General features: G+C 61.3%; 15 protein-coding genes and 1 pseudogene. 12 read left to right on the forward strand and 4 right to left on the reverse strand.

Going from position 1 to position 18,032, the window contains the following annotated elements; genetic code table 11:
* Positions 1-827: 827 nt before the first annotated feature.
* The 7 genes from CCR95_RS22000 (at position 828) to dbpA (ending at position 5,913) form a co-directional block, all read left to right on the forward strand.
* Entirely contained in the window at positions 828-1,322 is a 495-nt protein-coding gene (locus CCR95_RS22000) for a DUF2242 domain-containing protein (protein ID WP_207188722.1), read from the forward strand.
* Between the two features lie 295 nt (positions 1,323-1,617).
* Entirely contained in the window at positions 1,618-1,911 is a 294-nt protein-coding gene (locus CCR95_RS22005; protein ID WP_201098506.1) for a hypothetical protein, read from the forward strand.
* A 29-nt stretch (positions 1,912-1,940) separates the two neighbouring features.
* Positions 1,941-2,132 carry a hypothetical protein gene (locus tag CCR95_RS25620; RefSeq protein WP_242523426.1) on the forward strand — a complete coding sequence of 64 codons (192 nt, stop codon included), beginning with the start codon at positions 1,941-1,943 and terminating at the stop codon, positions 2,130-2,132.
* 41 nt (positions 2,133-2,173) lie between these two features.
* A complete protein-coding gene (locus CCR95_RS25625) occupies positions 2,174-2,428 on the forward strand; it encodes a hypothetical protein (protein WP_242523427.1) in 255 nt (84 codons plus the stop codon).
* A gap of 239 nt (positions 2,429-2,667) precedes the next feature.
* Positions 2,668-3,612, forward strand: a complete 945-nt coding sequence (locus CCR95_RS22015) for a 2OG-Fe(II) oxygenase (RefSeq protein WP_201098508.1) — start codon at positions 2,668-2,670, stop codon at positions 3,610-3,612.
* Positions 3,613-4,024: 412 nt separating this feature from the next.
* Positions 4,025-4,531: a YehS family protein gene (locus CCR95_RS22020; RefSeq protein ID WP_201098510.1), complete on the forward strand. Its 507-nt coding sequence runs from the start codon at positions 4,025-4,027 to the stop codon at positions 4,529-4,531.
* Positions 4,528-5,913, forward strand: coding sequence for an ATP-dependent RNA helicase DbpA (gene dbpA / locus CCR95_RS22025; RefSeq protein WP_201098512.1), 1,386 nt, complete (start codon positions 4,528-4,530; stop codon positions 5,911-5,913). Before CCR95_RS22020 ends, dbpA begins: the two co-directional genes overlap by 4 nt.
* On the opposite strand, the gene CCR95_RS22030 is transcribed toward dbpA, so the two are convergent.
* Positions 5,910-6,239 carry a hypothetical protein gene (locus CCR95_RS22030; RefSeq protein ID WP_201098528.1) on the reverse strand — a complete coding sequence of 110 codons (330 nt, stop codon included), beginning with the start codon at positions 6,237-6,239 and terminating at the stop codon, positions 5,910-5,912. The two genes, dbpA and CCR95_RS22030, sit on opposite strands and share 4 nt — an antisense overlap.
* Positions 6,240-6,491: 252 nt before the next feature.
* Between CCR95_RS22030 and CCR95_RS22035 the strand changes: the two genes are divergently transcribed.
* The 4 genes from CCR95_RS22035 to CCR95_RS22050 all read left to right on the forward strand — a co-directional run bounded on the left by CCR95_RS22035 (position 6,492) and on the right by CCR95_RS22050 (position 13,885).
* The gene (locus CCR95_RS22035) at positions 6,492-6,728 is read left to right on the forward strand and encodes a site-specific integrase (protein WP_201098514.1); all 237 of its coding nucleotides are present in this window, start codon (positions 6,492-6,494) and stop codon (positions 6,726-6,728) included.
* A gap of 1,068 nt (positions 6,729-7,796) precedes the next feature.
* On the forward strand, positions 7,797-8,921 hold the full coding sequence (locus CCR95_RS22040) for a DUF6361 family protein (protein ID WP_242523428.1): 1,125 nt from the start codon (positions 7,797-7,799) through the stop codon (positions 8,919-8,921).
* The gene (locus CCR95_RS22045) at positions 8,911-10,767 is read left to right on the forward strand and encodes a phospholipase D family protein (RefSeq protein WP_201098518.1); all 1,857 of its coding nucleotides are present in this window, start codon (positions 8,911-8,913) and stop codon (positions 10,765-10,767) included. Before CCR95_RS22040 ends, CCR95_RS22045 begins: the two co-directional genes overlap by 11 nt.
* Positions 10,757-13,885, forward strand: coding sequence for a helicase-related protein (locus CCR95_RS22050; protein ID WP_201098520.1), 3,129 nt, complete (start codon positions 10,757-10,759; stop codon positions 13,883-13,885). The genes CCR95_RS22045 and CCR95_RS22050 overlap by 11 nt, the downstream gene beginning before the upstream one ends.
* Before the next feature lie 130 nt (positions 13,886-14,015).
* On the opposite strand, the gene CCR95_RS22055 is transcribed toward CCR95_RS22050, so the two are convergent.
* Both CCR95_RS22055 and CCR95_RS22060 read right to left on the reverse strand, forming a co-directional pair.
* A complete protein-coding gene (locus CCR95_RS22055) occupies positions 14,016-14,981 on the reverse strand; it encodes a metallophosphoesterase (RefSeq protein ID WP_201098522.1) in 966 nt (321 codons plus the stop codon).
* A gap of 32 nt (positions 14,982-15,013) precedes the next feature.
* A complete protein-coding gene (locus CCR95_RS22060; protein ID WP_201098524.1) occupies positions 15,014-15,967 on the reverse strand; it encodes a T3SS (YopN, CesT) and YbjN peptide-binding chaperone 1 in 954 nt (317 codons plus the stop codon).
* Between the two features lie 141 nt (positions 15,968-16,108).
* Between CCR95_RS22060 and CCR95_RS22065 the strand changes: the two genes are divergently transcribed.
* The gene (locus tag CCR95_RS22065) at positions 16,109-17,044 is read left to right on the forward strand and encodes an ADP-ribosylglycohydrolase family protein (protein ID WP_201098526.1); all 936 of its coding nucleotides are present in this window, start codon (positions 16,109-16,111) and stop codon (positions 17,042-17,044) included.
* Between the two features lie 656 nt (positions 17,045-17,700).
* Here the strand turns inward: CCR95_RS22065 and CCR95_RS22070 are convergent.
* A pseudogene (locus CCR95_RS22070) lies at positions 17,701-18,032 on the reverse strand (hypothetical protein); the annotation flags it as partial.

An 18,032-nucleotide genomic window follows, 5' to 3' on the forward strand; every position in this document is an offset into this window, starting at 1 on the left:
GCCAGCCGTCAAAGGGCGAACGGCCGAACCGGATCGGGGCACCCACTGGCGGATGGTCGCTCGACTTTCCGCTGTCCGGATCATCCGGTCAGTCGCGGTCTGTATGGCAATGACCGGTTGTGGGACGGAAGCGTCACCGAGCCCAAGAGGTCAACTAGTATCTCGCACCGGACATGATCCAGATAACCGGGGCCAGCGAACTAGCGGAGTTTCTGGCACTTGGGGTCGATCAGATTATCCAGGACACTATCGGTGCGCGGTACTAGCAGCTCCCGCGTCTTTCAGCCGCCCACTCGGTTTCGGTGAGTAGCAGGTTATGGCCGACAGTCGGCGCTTTTTCGTGTTCATTCCCGTGAAGTTTTTTCTACCCTGAATACGGCGGCTTCCCATCCGTGATGAGGTTCCCCCGACATTTCGTCTTCCAAGGGCGACAGACGCTGTCCGTCACACGAGAAACGATGAGGTGCTGGAAGTACGGTTGGCTCTGGTGCCCGGAAGCTGCCGCCAGAGGAGGGGGCGTTATCGCGGCGCCAAGCGGAGAACCTCCGTCTCAAGCACGAGGTCGCCCGCCGGTTCCGATGTCTCTCTCAGTCTTCGCTGGGGCGGGACTATGTTATAGTGATTTTCCGAATCGCGAGACCGCAGATTCGCACCAGCGATCGCTCCGCGCGGCCGAGTTCAGGTCAGTTGTCACGCCCGGTGACGATCTCCTCTTTAGATTCCTCGTGAGTGCCATGTCCCTCTCTCCCACGGTCCGTGCAGGGCCTTTGATCGCTCTGACGACTCTAGTTCTCACCGGTTGTTTTGGTGGCGGTGCCGATCCCGTGGTGAAAGAGTCCTTCAGCTCGGACAACACCTATTCGCGCCATTACCCCCAGCGACCGGCGCCGACCTGCGAGGCGGCCAGGCGCACCCTGCTGAGTCAGGGGTATACGGTCGTCAACGCGACCGCCGACGCGGTGGAAAGCACCAAGAATTTCCAGTCTAAAAACGAGGTTCACGAGCAACTCACCCTGCGGGTTTCCTGCGTGCCGCACGAAGCGGATGGCAGTTTGGTCTTCGTCAGTGCCGTGCAGGACCGTTATGCGCTGAAAAAGAGTCCGACCTCGGCCAGCGTGGGCGTCGGGATCCTGGGCTCGGTCTCGCTGCCGATCGGCTCCAGCGACGATTCCCTCGTGCGCGTGGCCAGTGTCACGGTTCAGGATGCCGCGTTCTACCAAGGCTTCTTTGATCGGCTCGATCAATACCTCCCGCGCCCGCAAACCGTGCCGACCGCCGAAGCCAGCGAGCAGCCAGAGATGGCCCCCGCTGGCGACACTTGAAAGGCAGTAAAATCACCTCCTGAACGGCGCGCGCGGCTGGGGGTGAGAGAGAATGGCCCCATCAACATGATCGCGAGCGTATCAGCCATGACGAGTCAGAAGCCGCCAGATCCGTTTGGGGATGACCTGCGGAGCGCGTGGGCTTGGGCGTGGGTCGAGCTGTCGAACCTGATGAGGATGGACGCCGCGATCCGACTTTGGATGAACCAGATCAAGGATCTGCGATCTGGCGGTGACGGCTCGCGCTCGCCCGAGGCCGTTCATGCCGCGTTGTCAACATAACGGAGACGCCACCATGGATCGTGAGGCACTGCTGTCCGAGCTTCGACAGCGCAACCGTGAGCGATTGCCCCGGATCATCGACATCGAGCGCCGGGCGCGCGAGGGGGACGCGATTTCACGTCAGGATCGTGAGGACATGCTCGACGGGATGGAATCCGCCTCATCCAGCCTCGCGCTGGCCGACCCCGATCCGTGCGAGATCGTTCTTGCCCGGCGCATCCTACTGTTGTGTGAGTCGATCAGGCTGTTTGCCGTGGCGAACGACCAGCGCCGTCACAAGGCGCGTTTTCAAACCGCCCGAGGTTGACCGATTTCAATCCTAAATCAAGAAGCGGGATGGCGGGCAACGCTTCGCAGGCATTCCGAGCATCGCTGCGGTTCCCACAAGCCCTGGTGTGGCGACCGTTCGTTATCGGCGCCTTCGGCATCCGCTTCTGCGTGGCGCTGCGGCGTTGGAGTCGAGCCGTCGAGGGCGCCAAATCACAGCTCCAGCAACTGCTGGACACCAACCAGGGGCGATCCTGCTGATCTGCTGATCTGCTGATCTGCTGATCCTCGCGATCCTGCTCGTGATCGTCGGTGCCGGGGGATCCCTTCAGTCCGACGTGGATCTCTGGCAGACCAAGCCCCTGGTTCACCTCATGACCCTCGATCTGATGCTGCGGCTCCTCGTGCTTCCCTTTCTGTCTATGGATGACCTGCGACGCCGACACCTCGACGCACGCGCCTGGCGGGTGCTCGTTCTCGCGGTTCCGCTGCTCGATCGGTTGCGTCGACCGCCGCTCGGCGAGCGAGGGGCGTCATCATCCGCGGATCCGGCTTAGCGCATCGCGTTACACATATCTTTGTAAGTCGCTGAAATACAAACAACACAAACCGGAGCGTGTTATATAAAAATCAGCAAGTTACAGACTTGTGTGTAATGGTATGGGTTGTATGACCGTCGCCAGGATCAGATCAATCTGGACGAGGTCGAGCGGATTCGGATTTGAGGCCGATCACGTCACCTGAGCCACCGCCGTGAGAAGACGAAAAACCGAGGGAATTTTAAGGAGTTCAGCCGTTGCTCTTGCAACTCAATCACCACCATCACCCATTCCCATTTTTTTGTGTGGATGCCGCCTTCTCCGAGGAACAGTGTGCGGCACTGGAGGGCCTATTTTTACCAACCAATGATTGGCAGCATCGGGATGGTGCGTTTTACCAGTGCTCTCTTTGCGACGTGACCGAGAAGATTCCGGCATCGTTTCAGACCGAACTACTCGCGAGAATGCGCGAGATTACCCGGTTGCCACTCGTGAATCGTATTTTAGTCACGGCGCAACGAATGCTGCCCGGACACGTCATTGGGAGACATAGTGACCGACCATTTTTGGGCTATGAGATGGTGCGACTGGTCGTGCAACTGAATCAACACTGGCGGCCTGATCATGGCGGTGTTCTGGAATTATTCTCCTCGCCAGATGGCCAAGCGGTGTTCCGTGTTGATCCTGAATACAACACCGCCGTTGGCTTTCCGCTTCACGCCGGTTCATACCATGGGGTGACCGAGGTGACCCAGCCGCGCCAAACCGTGGTCTTCAATTTTTGGCATGTGGCGAACACCCCCGAACTGGCTGAATACGTTCAAGCCTTGTTTGCCAACCTTCATTTCTCAGAGTTCCCGGCGGCACTCAACCCGGTTGCCTCATCGGCAGAATCGACGCTGCCCGAGGAGACGACCTTTCGTGCAGGCACCGCGGCGATTGCACTCCGGCGCTTGGGCTACGACGAGGCAACCATTGTGACCGGGTACCGGCACAGCGCTGGGCTTGCGCTCTGTGAGACGGGCGACGCAGAAACCGATGCCGCCGTGCTCCTGGCGGACTGGATGGCGTACTTGTATCGGGAGTCGTTTGATCTGGCGCGCTGGAAGATCTTGCGAAACAACCTTGAGAGAGTCGAACGGGTGACGCGTCTGCTGCCTGCATGGCAGCTTTGTCTGCCGGAATGGCGCGAGTCAAACTAGACACTCTGGTCACTCACGTTTCGGCGTTCCAATTCAGCCGTGAAGCGACATTCATGTTAATCAATAGACCTGTGCCCAATTCAATCTCGGCCATTGATAAACAATGGCTTGCAACGCAAAAAACAGGCTTAAACGCTTATTTGGGCACAGCGCTAATGACTGGCTGGCGTACAATCCTTGGCCGAGAACCGCACCTCCGCGCTGACCCCGGGCACGGTCGTCTTCGGCAACCGGAGACGCACGGTTTGCCGGTGGGGCACTTCGTCGGTTTGATCAAGCATGGTTGGGCGGTGCCTCGGCGCACAAAAAGGGGAAAACTCAAGTTGAGCCCCCTGCATTCGTTCTGGTCGCACCCCTGTCTCCCCGGCATCGCCGGGGGATGACCTGATTTATTTAGCCATTGAGCCCCTGTATGACCAACAACGATGTCCTGCGCCGTCTTCGATACACCTTCGATTTCGATGATCTCAAGATGATGGCGGTGTTTGCTGCGGCGGACAGTCGGGTGACCCGCCCGCAAGTCAGCCATTGGTTGAAGAAAGACGATGATCCGGAGTTCGAGGCCTGTAGCGATCACCAATTGGCGATCTTCCTCAACGGCTTGATCAATGAGCGACGGGGCAAGAAAGCCAGCGAGCCGCCGGAGCCGGAGCCATCCTTGAACAACAACATCATCTTTCGGAAGCTCAAGATCGCGTTGGATCTGAAGGCGGACGATATCCTGCGTCTCTTGGCCGCCAGCGATGTTCACATCAGCAAGCATGAGTTGAGTGCGTTCTTTCGCAAGCCGGGCCATAAACACTACCGCCAATGTAAAGATCAAATTTTGCGAAACTTTCTCAGCGGCTTGCAGTTGGAGTACCGCGATGGTCGCGCGCCACCGGACGACTCCAGCGCCACGGCGGGACACCCCTCTTGACCAATACACCCTTCACCTCGCTCAACCTCAGCCCGGATCTGCTGGAGAATCTGTCCTCGCTCGGCTATCGCACCATGACCCCCATCCAGGCCCTGAGTTGTCCGGAGATCCTGGCGGGGCGGGATGTCATCGCCCAAGGCAAGACCGGTTCGGGGAAGACCGCCGCGTTTGGGCTCGGTCTCCTGGAGCGGCTCGATGTCGGACGCTTTCGGGTCCAGTCTCTCGTCCTCTGTCCCACCCGCGAACTCGCCGATCAGGTGGCCCAGGAGATCCGCGCACTGGGGCGCCGGAGGCACAACATCAAGGTGTTGACACTCTGCGGCGGGGTCGCCATTGGCCCTCAGATCGGCTCGCTGGAACACGGCGCCCATCTCGTGGTGGGAACCCCGGGCCGCATCGCGGATCATCTGGAGCGCGGCACGCTGCGGTTGGATGAGGTGACCATGCTGGTGCTCGATGAGGCGGATCGGATGCTTGAGATGGGCTTCGAAAAGGCGCTGGATGCGATCATCGACCGGATACCGACGAGACGCCAAACACTGCTGTTTAGCGCCACCTACCCCAGCCGGATCCAGGCCATCGCTCGGCGCATCATGACGGAACCGGTCATGGCCCAAGTGGCGTCCACCCACGACCATCGCAGTATCGCCCAGCATTTCTATCGCGTGACCGACGATCGCCAGCGGCAGCGAGCGCTGTGCCTCTTGCTGTTGCAGCACCAACCGGTGTCGACCCTGGTGTTTTGCAATACCAAGGTCGACACGCGACACGTGGCTCAGGGGTTGCGGGACAGTGGTTTTAGCGTCCTCGCGCTGCACGGTGACCTGGAGCAACGGGAGCGGGATGAGGTTCTGGCGCGGTTCTCCAATAAAAGCATCTCGGTGCTGGTGGCCACCGATGTGGCGGCCCGTGGGTTGGACATCGACGCACTCGATGCGGTGATCAACTACCGGATTGCACTGGAGGCGGAGGGGCATCTCCATCGCGTGGGTCGCACCGGGCGTGCCGGTAGCAAGGGGGTGGCCTTTTCGCTCTACGATGAAGGAGAGGCGCATCGCGTCGCCTCATTGGACACCACGGTGGATCCCATCCTGGACAGCGAGTTATTGCCGTCACTCGACTTGCTGGAACACCGCCCGATGGTGCCGCCGATGGCCACCCTTCAGATCGATGGTGGCAAGAAGCAAAAGGTTCGCCCGGGAGATATCCTGGGCGCCTTGACGGGACCGGGTGGTCTGCGCGGTGACCAAGTGGGAAAGATCCAGATCGCCGACCAGTGGGCCTATGTGGCGGTCAGCCGAGAGCGCGTGGGGGCGGCGTTGGAAAAGTTGTCCGTCGGCAAGCTGAAGGGACGCGCGTTTCGTGTCAGGCTGATCAACTAATCACGCGCTCCCTCGGTGATCGGGTGCGGGCCATCGTCGTCGGCGAGCCGGCGATCGATGGATCTGGCCTCCTCGGCGATCATCCGCCCTTCGAGCCCCCCGGCCAAGGCGCGTGCGCGGCGCCCCGCGGACCAGCTCTTGAAGAAACGTGTCGCCGTGCAACACGACCCGCTCGCGGCGCAGCAGATCCATTCGCTCGCACAGGACATCGACGGGCCGGCTGGAGATGAGCGCGGCCTGACGGGCATGCGCTTGTCGTGGATCAGAAAGCGTCGCAGCCAGGCGTTGGCCTCGGCTTCCGTTTCCGGTGCAGGCAGGTAATACACGGGTCTGCTCAGGATCCGTGCAAAGATGAGTCATCTTGACGCAAGGTCATGACTGATAAGCGGTCTTGCCCAAGCGCTTCAGCATGGCCTTACCCCTCTACCGAAAACAAATGGTTCTGTTACCCTTGAGAAGCTCTTTGTAACGGATTGATTGTCAATCACGCAGGAGCGTCGTTTTCGGCGCGGTTTTCCGTGCCCCATCGGGGTGACTCCTTTTTACACGTATCCTGATCAGACCCGACCGAGCGTCCGTTGGGGCAATCCGATGTCTACTGCCTGATTCGCCGCCGCGCGGAGGCCGCCGACATTCACACCGCCATTGGCTGTCATCGCTTTCGGGCCACGGGTATTAACGAGTATTTGCGCAATGTCCGGAAGCTCGAAGTGGCGCAGCAGATGGCCAATCATGAAAGCGCGCACACCACCGGGCTCTATGATCGGCGTCAGGATCAGATCAATCTGAAGGAGGTCGAGCGGATTCGGATTTGATCCGAGGCTGTCACTTCATGCGGAACTGAGTGGTCTGGAAACCGCGAGCGCTTGTTGACGGCATGCGATCCCGCCAAGGCCAGCGTCCGCAGTTCCCAGGTCCGGTCACTGGGCCTTCCTTCGTCGGTGTCGGCTCGATCCTAAAGTCGACAGTTCCTCGCTCTGGATCTCAAGCGCCTCTCAATCCGGCGGTCTCTCCTGCCATTACATGCAGGTGCCCGCTCACTAGCAGTATGCCGATATAGCGTCTGTTTCCGCCATCGTGTGTATGCCCTATTTCCGGGATATTCCCGAGAAACCTAAGCTGCCATCTCTCTAAAGGCGTTAGACTCCGACGGTTCTGGCGGGCATGCCGACGAATGAACCGTGCGTTCAGTAGGGGTACACCTTATACCCACGGACTTCGTTTAACTTCAGGAAGGACTCTTGGTTGATCTCCAGTCCAATCGGGACGTTAAAAGCATCTCGCCGTCAGTACCGCCCAGCGGCCGACAGGGCCATGGACTAGACTCGCGACCTGCTGTGCAAGGCTATCCGACCTCTGGCTTCGGACTGGAGAGAGCTGAATCGCGATCTCAACATCGACGAAGTCGAAATCCAGCTTGGTCTGGACCGCGCGCGCACCCTGCGCCAAGACGTCGCTTATCAACATCTAAGCAAGATCGATTTGATCGTAAAAACCGCCATTCGGGTTGTCGCCTGATGGTGGAGGCGAGGTCGAAAAGTGACAAAGTCGAACGAATCTGCGAAGAAAAGGCCCGATGATCGCGAGCATGGGGCGAATGTCTGCAATCGGCCACGACGAGGAACTTACCGTACAGAGTGTTGCTGCGCGGCCCTGCGTAGAATGTCGACCTTTCGCCTCGTCCAAGAAGCTTAATTGCACGTAGAATCAGTGGAATTAATCATTTCTTGACCGATTCTTAAGCCCCGGACCGGAAGTCCGACAGACTGCTGGATTCGTTCAACATCGGCGACGTTGCGCCAATAAAAATATTGTAGGAGCCAATGTCCTCACTTGCATGGATTGATTACGATGAGGCCGAGCGCCAGCGCGCTCAACGGATCATGGCGCTGTTTCAAGAGCGCGAAACCCGCGACGAACTTGGCTTGGGCAGCATCCGGGATTCGATCGCTGACCACCTCTTCCCGGGAACCAGCACAATCCAGACACGCCTCCGCTATATGCTGTTCATCCCCTGGCTGTTTCAGATGCTGGAAGGTTCGACCACTGGGCCGGATCAGCTCGCGACCGATGCGCGTGCGCTCGAAAACAGGCTCGCCAATGCGCTCAAGGCAGGCGGTGAATCAAACGGCATCATTGGTCGGGATGCCGGCGCTGACCTCCAGAGGCTCCCGAGTTCCGTTTATTGGGCAGGACTCGGGACATGGGGCATCCGTCTCTTCCCGGGCTCAACCGACAGCCTTTTCTCTTCCATGCGCCACCTCCAGCGCAGCCGGTCTCTGATTCGCGAGAGCGAAGAGGTCGCATCCGAAGCTCAAGCCCTCCAGATTTGGACGCCCTCCTTGCCGCCACGACCCAAGGAGCTTCTTGAGTCCGCTCGCTTCCAACTCACGCTGGATGAGGCCCAGTTCATCATCGACCGACTCGTCGCGCACCAACCGCACAGCTTGTTGGCGTTTCTGGCCCGCCGTGGCGGTGGGGAAGCGGACTGCGACACTATCTGGGAGCATCCGTATCTTGCCGACTTCCCCGACGGGGCACGTACACTGGTTGAGCACGGCGCAATGTTTTCCAGCGTGATGCAAGGCGCCTCGCTTCTTTACAATTTGCTGCTCAGTCAATTGCGCGAGAAGTCCGATTGGATCGAAAAATATCAATCTCGCCTTGCTGACTGGCGCGCCGTCTTGGACATGCCCGCGATCCGCGCCTGGTCGCTCGATGCCTTCTGGCAAGCGATCGACCATCCGGCGCATCGCATCCGGCCTGCCGCTAAGCGTTTCGTCTCGGAATGGCTGGCGCTGCTCCTATCCGATGGCGTGGGGGACGGCCGTTTGACGCCTGCCGCGCGATTGGTGCAAGACCGCGAGCGTCGGCTGAAGACGAACCAATCGCGGTTCGCCAACCGAGCGGTGCGGGACCGCTGGACGGGCGCCTCTGGCGTCGAGGCACTCACATTCCGTTGGGCGCAAGCCAAATCGCATCTGCGGGATCTCGCCAATGCTGAATAGGACGACACTCGATCCCGAAACCCGCGTGCTCTACGGCGACAGCCTTCAGCCGCCGCCGGGCTATGTTTTCGACGCGGCGATCGCCACGACCTTCTCGCTCGATTTCGAGACGGCGCTGGCCGCCCCGGTGAGCCTCGCGTTGTTCGCCGCCGAGAATCGGGACGACATTCTGTCCCATCCGCTGGCGCTTCTCGAGGGGGCTGAACGGATCGCCGGGCGGCTCGTGGTCTTTGCCGATGCCGGCCATCTCAACGCACAGAGCCGCCCACACTCCCGTCTGTGCTCGCTGCTGGAACGCATCATCGTCGAGGTCGCCGCCCCGCGTGAAGGCGCTTTCCACCCCAAGCTGTGGGCCTTGCGCTATCGGCCGACCCGCGCCGAGGATCCGACCCTCTTGCGGCTGCTCGTGCTGTCTCGCAATCTCACGCGCGACCGTTCCTGGGACATCTCGCTCCGCCTTGATGGGGAGCTGACGCGCCGGGTGGACGCCAAGAACCGACCGCTGTTTGATCTCCTCACCCGCCTGCCCGACCTCGCGGTTGCGGGCATCTCCGACGAAGCACGCGCGCTCACCGCCGAGGTCGCCGACGATATCCGTCGTGCCAAATGGACGACGCCCGACCGCTTTGACGACGTCACCTTTGCCGTCAACGGGCTTGGCAAAAAAGTGTGGCAGCCAGCGCCGTGCGCCCGGTTGGGCGTCATCTCCCCGTTCTGTGACACCAGCGCGCTCGATCTGCTCGCCAGCCTGCCGACGGCGGCAAAGCCGATCATCATCAGTCGCCCCGATCAATTGGCCTGCGTCGACGCCGCGACGCTCGATGCCTTCGAGTGGGTTTCGGTCCTCGACGAGATGGCGGCCAGCGAAGACGGCGAAGAGGACTCAGCAAGCGCGCTCCAGGGCCTCCATGCCAAGGCGTTTATTGCCGAGATTGGCTGGGAAACCGTCCTGACGATCGGATCCGGAAATGCCACCCGTCCGGCACTGATTTCAGGCAACAATGTCGAACTGTTCGCCTCGCTCCAGGGAAAGCGCTCCAAAGTCGGCAGCGTCGAAGAGATCATGGGTGACAAGGGCTTCGGGCGCTTGACCCGCACCTTCGTCTCCAGCGAATTGGATCCGGTCGATCCGGCGGTCGGGATGGCCGAGGTCCGGCTTGATGAAGCCCGCCGCGCCCTGTGTCGAGGTGGGCTGCGTTTGCGCTGCGAACGGATCGAGAGCCAGGATGGCGATACTGATCCATGGCGGGTCTGGCTGATCCCAGCCGAATCCCTGCCACTTCGCGGAATGGCCTCGCTGAGTGTCTGGCCGATTACTCGTGGCGACGGACATTCCCGCGATGTCCTGGACGCCGTGCGATCAGGCGCACCCGTTGATCTGGGCACGATGCCAATCGTCGATCTCACGCGATTTCTGGCATTCCGCCTGGTTGCCGATCACGACCTGGCGTCGGCGCTCTTCAGCACCAGCTTGATCATGGACGGTCTTCCGCCCGAGCGACATGCTGCCATTCTCCGCTGGGTGATCGACAGCCGGGACGCATTTTTTCGCTACCTGCGACTCTTGCTCTCCGAACTTGGGGATCCTTTCAGCGCGGCTTTGGCGGCGCAGGAAGGCGCTGGCAGCATGACGTGGGCCACGGCGACCGATGACGCACCGCTGCTGGAAGACATGGTCCGTGCCCTTTGCCGAGGCGGCGAGCGGCTTCATGCGATCGAACGCCTGATGACACGTTTGGAAGCTGGAAACGACACCGGCCCCGACCCGATACCGGCCGATTTTCGTACCCTCTGGGATGCTTTCCGCATCGCACTCCAGGATCAGGACGCCAGCCATGCCGGATAAGCGCTTCGAAGCCGCCGCTGCACTCGCGCCCCTCAAGACCTTCCAGCGTCGCACAGTCGATTATGTGTTTGACCGGCTTTACGGCGATCAGGATCCTGTACGGCAATTCCTGGTGGCTGATGAGGTTGGGCTGGGCAAGACCATGGTCGCGCGCGGAGTGATCGCGCGGACTATCGAGACGCTGTGGGAGACCACTGATCGAATCGATATCCTCTACATCTGCTCCAATCAGGCGATCGCGGCTCAGAACATCAACCGCCTGAATGTCCTCAATCGCCGCGAACTGGCGTTGCCCACGCGGATGACATTGATCCCGCTCCAAGTGCGCGGCGACCAGAGCCTCGACGCCAACAGAGTGAACTTCATCAGCCTGACACCGGGCACGACGTTCGACTTGCGGTCTACGACCGGGGTGACCCAGGAGCGCGCCCTCCTCCTGCGAATGCTGGAAGACCGGGTTTCATGTCCGCGCGGGCTGCACAATCTGCTTCAGGTCACCGCCGGCGTGGATGGATGGAACGGCGCGGTCCGCGACCTCACACTGAAGGGCGTGGATCAAAGCATCATCAACCGCTTCCGCCACGACGTGGAATCCGATGCCGAACTGTTCGAGGAATTGAAAGCGGTTTGCGACCTGTTCCCTCGCCGCCGAAAGACCTATCCCCCTGAGCTGAACCAGCGCCGCAATGCGCTGGTCGGTCGACTGCGGGGCAAACTCTCGCACGCCTGTATCGATGCACTGCAGCCAGACCTGATCATCATGGACGAGTTTCAACGCTTCCGCGATTTGCTCCATGGCGAAACCCCAGCGGCTGATCTGGCGCGCGAACTCTTCGACTATTCCGACGGCAAGGGCCATGCGGCGCGCACGCTGTTGCTGTCCGCAACGCCTTACCGGATGCTCACCCTCTCGGGCGACGAACCCGACGATGGTGAGCATTACCGCGATTTTCTGGAGACGCTGTCCTTCTTGTACGGCCGCGCCAATGGTCCCGAGATTGCCAAGACGCTGGAACGTGAAATGCGGGAATTTCGCAGTTTTCTCCATGCGCTCCCCGGAGCGCGACCCGAGGCTATCGCTGCCCGCCAGACGATCGAGCAGCGGCTTCGCAAGGTGATGGCCCGCACCGAGCGCGTGGCGAGCACCGTTGAGCGGGATTCCATGGTCAGCGAGCGGCCGATGGAGATCACCATTCAGCCCACCGACCTGCGGCAGGCCGCCGCTGTTTCGGACGTTGCCCGCGCGCTGGGTGCGCCAGAGATCACCGAATATTGGAAGTCCGCGCCCTATCTGCTCAACTTCATGCGGGATTACGCGCTCAAGCGGCTCCTGAAGGAGAATCTGGACAGACCTGCACCCAACCTTTGCGAAGCGCTTGAACGCGCTCGGCCTGCGATGCTTGATCAAAACCGACTCGATGCCTACGAGCCGCTCGAGCCGGCCAACGGTCGGATGCGCGGCTTGATGGACGACGTGTTCGGCGACGGTCTGGATCAACATCTCTGGATTCCGCCATCCCTGGCCTATTACGGCCTCGAGAGGGCCAAGCCACCCCTCACCAAGGCGCTCATCTTCTCATCCTGGTCGATGGTTCCCGATGCGATTGCAGGCATCCTGTCCTACGAAGCCGAGCGCCGCATGGGGGTTGGAGCCGCAGGCCAGCGTTACTTCGGTCACGTCCGTCCTCGTCCCATCCAGTTTCGGCAGGATCAAAGCCGGCGAGTGGCCATGCGTGCGATGCACCTGGTCTATCCGTCCCCGACCTTGGCACGACTCGCCGATCCGCTGGCGATCTTTGGTGCTCAGGCTGAGACCCTGTCGGTTGAAGCCATGCGCAAGGCCGTCGCCGAACGCCTGCGTGAAAGCGTCGCGGCACTCGCCGAACGATCGGGAGACACGCCCGATGGCCGCGATTGGGAATGGGCCGCACCGGCTGCGATTGATGCGATGGCGGGCGCGAATTCCGTCGCGTGGGTCAATTCCCCCGATGGCTTCGCTGCGCTCGGCAACGAGGAAGGCTTCAAGGAACATGTTGCCGAGCTTCGCTCCGTCGCGACGGGCCGCGTGTTCGGACCAGTCCCGAACACGCTGCTCGAACTCCTCGCCGATGTTGCGCTGGGGAGCCCTGCGGTCTGCGCCTTACGCGCCTTGCGCCGGATCGCACCAGACCTCGATTGGGATGATCACCGACTCCTGAAGGCCGCCAATCACGTCGCCTGGGGCTTTCGCACGCTCTTCAACCAGCATGATGCGGTCGCGCTCCTGCGCAAGGACGACGATGACCGATACTGGCGCCGCGTGCTGACCTATGGTGTGGAGCACAATCTCCAGGCGGTCCTTGACGAGTACGTCCACTATCTCGTCGATGCCGAAGGACTCGGCGCGAGGCCGGCGGCGGAGTGCGTCGCCGGAGTGAGCCAAGCGATCTCCGACGCGCTCGCCATCCGGCCCTCGCAGATCGACGTCGAGGATCCGACCGTCGACGGCAATAAACTGGTCATCAACAAGTTCCAGATGCGCGGCCGTTTCGCGATGCGTTTGGCCGACTACAAGGACGAAGAAGGCGGCGTCGCGCGATTGGGAAGTGTGCGTGACGCCTTCAACTCGCCGTTTCGTCCCTTTGTTCTCGCCACGACATCAGTTGGACAGGAAGGGCTCGACTTCCATCCGTATTGCTATCGTGTCTATCACTGGAATCTGCCGGGTAACCCGGTTGATCTCGAGCAGCGTGAAGGACGTGTTCACCGCTTCAAGGGTCATGCGATCCGCCTGAATTTGTCGCATCGCCAGGTCGGTGTCGTTCGGGGGCAGGGCGCAATCCCAGGCGATCCCTGGAAGGCGATGTTCGACATTGCCAAGGCCGAGACCGAGACCGAGACCGATCTCATCCCGTATTGGATTTACGAAGGACCGGTCAAAGTCGAACGGCGCGTCCCCATGCTCCCGTTCAGCCGCGAGGTTCGGCGGCTTGAATGGCTCAAGCGAAGCCTGACCGTCTATCGATTGGCTTTCGGGCAACCGCGCCAGGAGGATCTTCTGGAGTATCTGCACAGCCTGCTGGGAACCGACACGGCCGCCGAGGATCTCGCCGAGCTACAAATCCATCTGGAACCGTAGAAGGTTGGAAAAAATGCCTTGAGACGGCCAAGATACTCATCGAGTGCCCCTTGCGTGGCCGGTCCTCTGTTCAGCGTTGTGACTTCTGACCCGAGCGTCAAGGATGCTGGTTTGGATGCGCGCGCAACGGTCATGCACCAAGCCAATGGAACTTCGAGGCATTGAGCCGTGGCTCACCGTCCCAACGGTAGGCCACCAGCTTGCCACCCTTGGCAACGCTGTAATCGACGCAGGCAACCCTCTCCGACAGGAGTTGCGGCCGCTCGGAAAGCCAGTAATGGCCGACGAAAAGCGGCTTCTTGCCGTCATGGCCGAGGCGCGCATGCTCCGGGATCGGAAGTTCCGGCAACCCGTCCCGCTCCACGTCCGGAAGCATGGCGGCCTGGCGGTAAGTCACGGCGTCTGTATCCCACCAGCGCACGCGCACCCGGTGGCGCCTGTGACCATCCTTGTCCTTGAAGCTGTGTGGCGGCGGGAGTGGAATCTCGATTCCTTTCACCAGCGCCTCGACGGCCTTGAAGATGGTTGGCTCCGGGGTGTCCTTCTCGTCCTCGTCCTCGGGTTCCCGGCTGGCGAGAACCATGAGATCCGCATCAATGCAGCGGTCCTCGGTGAGATGAGGCGCCAGATAGTCCATGTAACGCGGGTGCCAGCAGGCATGGATCACGCGCAGCTCCGGTAGGTCCAGCCACAGCGGCAGGGTCAGAAACCAATCGATGATCTCCACGTGGCGCGGAGTGCCGCCGACTTCGTCCAGGAACGCCTGGTGCTGGAGGCGGTTCTTCTCGCCGTATCTCGGCGAATGATGCGACCGCAGAGAGTCACCGGGCTGGGCGGGATCGGGCAGGAACCAGGCGATGGCGTTCAACTCGTGGTTGCCCAGAACCGCCTGGGCGCTGCCCGCCTCGACCATGGCCCGAACGATGGCGACGGTCTCGATCTGCCGAGGGCCGCGGTCGACGAAGTCGCCGACGAACAGAACCTTGCGATTCGGCTGGCGCCATGCCCCACCGCGTTCGCGGTAGCCGAGAGAGGACAACAGCGCCGTGAGGGCATCCGCGTGGCCGTGGATTTCGCCGATGATGTCGTAGTTCATGTGTGGGTACCTCCGCCAGACGGCCAGCCCGGTCAATGCTTGAGAAGACTTGGAGCCGATTCCAGAAACGTGGTGCTGCCGCCGAATTCCGCCTGGAGCAGACTGTCGATACCGTCCGCGATCTGGCAGAAATAGAGAAAGACACTGGACACATGCACGCCGATGAAGGGTTCGGCGGGCACATCCGCGGCGGCGTGGACAGCACCGTTGTCGAGGAAGAAATGCAAAAACCTCGTGTCCGCATTCAGGTCGTTCAGCCGGGAGACGAGTTCGGATGTTTCCTCGACATCCACGAGCAGTCGGGCATGGATGTGCACGGACGGCGGGTTGCCGATCAAACAGACGAAGACGGCGACGCTCCCGAAGCGGACCCCGATGTCCCCATCCTGGTCAAATTCCAGTTCAGGGATACTCATCGTCTCCCGAAGCGTCGCGAGCAGTTGCTGCGGCAACGGAATCACATCCTCCGTCCGTGGCGAGCGCATAGCGGGCTTGAGTCCCAGCGATGGCAAGACAATGGCTCTTTCCTCGGCGTCGAATGCCTCGTACTCCAGAAACCCAGGATACGGGACGCGCAGGATCTCGGTCAGGGTGTGGACGGCTAATTCCGCGACGTCTTCGAAACGCACGGGGACTGGAAACTCGCGGTAGAAGTTGGGCGAGCCGTCCGGGTCTCGCTCGGGTGTCGACTCCCCAGGCCCACCGGTCGGACCGTGCCAGCCGGCGGCGCCCAGGGCCGCGATTTGCCGTGCGTCGAGACATTGAGACCTGTTCAGGTAGGAATTGCTGGTGGTCTCGGCGCGAATCCCCAAGCCCCCTTGGCCAGCAAACTGGACGAACCGGTTGGTCCGCTTGACCGAGATGACGAGGAATTGATCTTCCTCTAGCGTTCCAAGGACACTGGCGAGCGTTTGCACGAATGGCGGCCAAGCCGCGGAGCGACGGAGCGGAACCGCGGCGGCTGTCTGCGGTGTTTCGTTGACCATCTCGATGCCTGTGTAGAATGGTTGTCGTGGGCGGGATAAACCTTAATCGTGTTCGCAACCCCGATCTGTGATCCATTCACGATTTGCACTGGCGGAACTCGGGGCAGGATGTCACCGTTCAGCCTGAATTGGAGAAACACGATGGAAATGCTCTCGCGCTTCGAAGGCGCGCTCGTTGGACTTGCCGTGGGCGACGCCTTGGGCACGACGCTGGAGTTCAAGCCGCCTGGCACCTTCGAACCGATCCGTGACATGGTGGGCGGCGGTCCTTTCGGTCTGGAGCCGGGTCAGTGGACCGATGATACCTCCATGGCCCTGTGTCTCGCTGACAGTCTGGTCACCTGTCAGGGGTTCGATCCCGCGGACCAGATGCGCCGTTACCTGCGCTGGTACCGAGAGGGCTACTTGAGCAGCACCGGCATCTGCTTCGATATCGGTAACACGGTCGGGGGCGCGCTTCGCCGCTTCGAGCGCGACGGGAACCCCTTCGCCGGCGAGACCCATTCGCACGCCGGTGGCAACGGGTCGCTGATGCGTCTGGCACCCATCCCGCTCGCCTTCGCCTCGACCCCGGCGGAGGCGATCCGGTTGGCCAAGGAGATGTCACGCACCACGCATGGGGCGCCTGAGCCGATGGATGCTTGCGGCTACTTTGCTGGGCTCATCCTCGGCGCGCTGCGGGGTGAAGATAAAGCGGCGCTGCTTGCGCCCCGTTACAGTCCGGTGCCAGGACTTTGGGACCGAGAGCCGCTGAGCCTGCGGATCGATGAGGTCGCTGCGGGCTCGTTCAAGGCCAAACAGCCCCCGGAGGTGCGTGGAACAGGCTACGTGGTTGATGCCCTGGAGGCGGCGTTATGGGCATTCTGGAACACAGACACTTTCGAGACGGGTGCGCTGACTGCGGTGAACCTGGGGAACGATGCCGATACCACGGGCGCCATCTATGGGCAGCTCGCCGGCGCGTATTACGGCATGGAAGGAATTCCCAAGCATTGGCGCGGAATGACCGCGCTGCGTGAACGTGTTCTGGCGCTCGCCGTCGGGCTCATGTCGCTCGCGCAAGGCACGAACAGATAAACCGAAGAAGCCAAGTACGAATGTGGAACGCCTGGATCAAGAGGCAAAAGAGGCAGATTAAGGTGGCCAAAGGGACCAGATCCAATTCGTTGCCGGTCGGTCGTCTGACGGCTTTTATTCCCATTGCCACCGCGCACAGCAATCGCTATTGCTGGCTGGCTCTGGGCATCACCAGGAACCAGCTTATCTCGGTATTAGTGACCGCACTTGGGGAGGAAGGACCGCTCCGCGAGTGGCAGCTTCCATGTGTTTACCTGCCGCTGGATTGACTCGGCTCAGTGACCGAGATTGGCTGAGTCCTTCCCCTCAGACCTCCCGGATCCAGTGACCGCTTCGGGGGCGCAGCCATCACCTGTTCAGGCGGCTCGGCTGACAGGAATCCGCGGCTTGCAAACACCCACTCAGTTTCGGTGAGCGGCAAGTTACCGAAACCGTGGCCTTCATCTGCACCCAGAAACGCGCCAATACAAAACGACACGCCGGTCGCCGCTCCGAGTGTCGCGTTCGGGATGCGCATCGGCTCGATCGGTCAGCCAGGACGACAGGTCGTCAAGGAGTCAAGGAGCGCTTGTGGCGTTGGCGCGGCGTCGCCTGACCGCGCCCGATCGAGACCGAATCCCAAACCGAGGAGCGCGTGGCCGATCGGCGATCGGCGCTTAATCGGCGATCGCTGCGGCGTTGATCGCGCTGGGCGTTGGCGCGGGCGTCGAGACGGACGGCGTCTGCGGCAACGGGAAAAACACCTGGTCCAACTGCGACCACAGATCGCGCTTGGCTTTCCGAATCCGCATTTGCGGCATCAGCGTCAAGCGTTCGAGGGTTTCGTTGAAGGTCCAGCGTTCCTTCAGCATGTGCTCGATGCCCCCGGTGTCAGGATAGAAGTCGCCTCCCTCTGGGAGGAAGTGTGTGAGGATGGGGGCATGACCGTCCTGGGGCCTAGCGCCCCTTGGGCGTCGCTGTCCAGTCGCCCGTCGGGCGACTGGACAGC

The organism is Thiocystis minor, assembly GCF_016653465.1.
Classification (GTDB): domain Bacteria; phylum Pseudomonadota; class Gammaproteobacteria; order Chromatiales; family Chromatiaceae; genus Chromatium; species Chromatium minus.

Coding starts and splice junctions, on each gene's coding strand:
- CCR95_RS22005 (WP_201098506.1), top strand. CDS start 1,618: ATGGATCGTGAGGCACTGCTGTCCGAGCTTCGACAGCGCAACCGTGAG.
- CCR95_RS25620 (WP_242523426.1), top strand. CDS start 1,941: ATGGCGGGCAACGCTTCGCAGGCATTCCGAGCATCGCTGCGGTTCCCA.
- CCR95_RS22020 (WP_201098510.1), top strand. CDS start 4,025: ATGACCAACAACGATGTCCTGCGCCGTCTTCGATACACCTTCGATTTC.
- CCR95_RS22040 (WP_242523428.1), top strand. CDS start 7,797: ATGGCGCTGTTTCAAGAGCGCGAAACCCGCGACGAACTTGGCTTGGGC.
- CCR95_RS22045 (WP_201098518.1), top strand. CDS start 8,911: ATGCTGAATAGGACGACACTCGATCCCGAAACCCGCGTGCTCTACGGC.
- CCR95_RS22050 (WP_201098520.1), top strand. CDS start 10,757: ATGCCGGATAAGCGCTTCGAAGCCGCCGCTGCACTCGCGCCCCTCAAG.
- CCR95_RS22055 (WP_201098522.1), bottom strand. CDS start 14,981: ATGAACTACGACATCATCGGCGAAATCCACGGCCACGCGGATGCCCTC.
- CCR95_RS22060 (WP_201098524.1), bottom strand. CDS start 15,967: ATGGTCAACGAAACACCGCAGACAGCCGCCGCGGTTCCGCTCCGTCGC.
- CCR95_RS22065 (WP_201098526.1), top strand. CDS start 16,109: ATGGAAATGCTCTCGCGCTTCGAAGGCGCGCTCGTTGGACTTGCCGTG.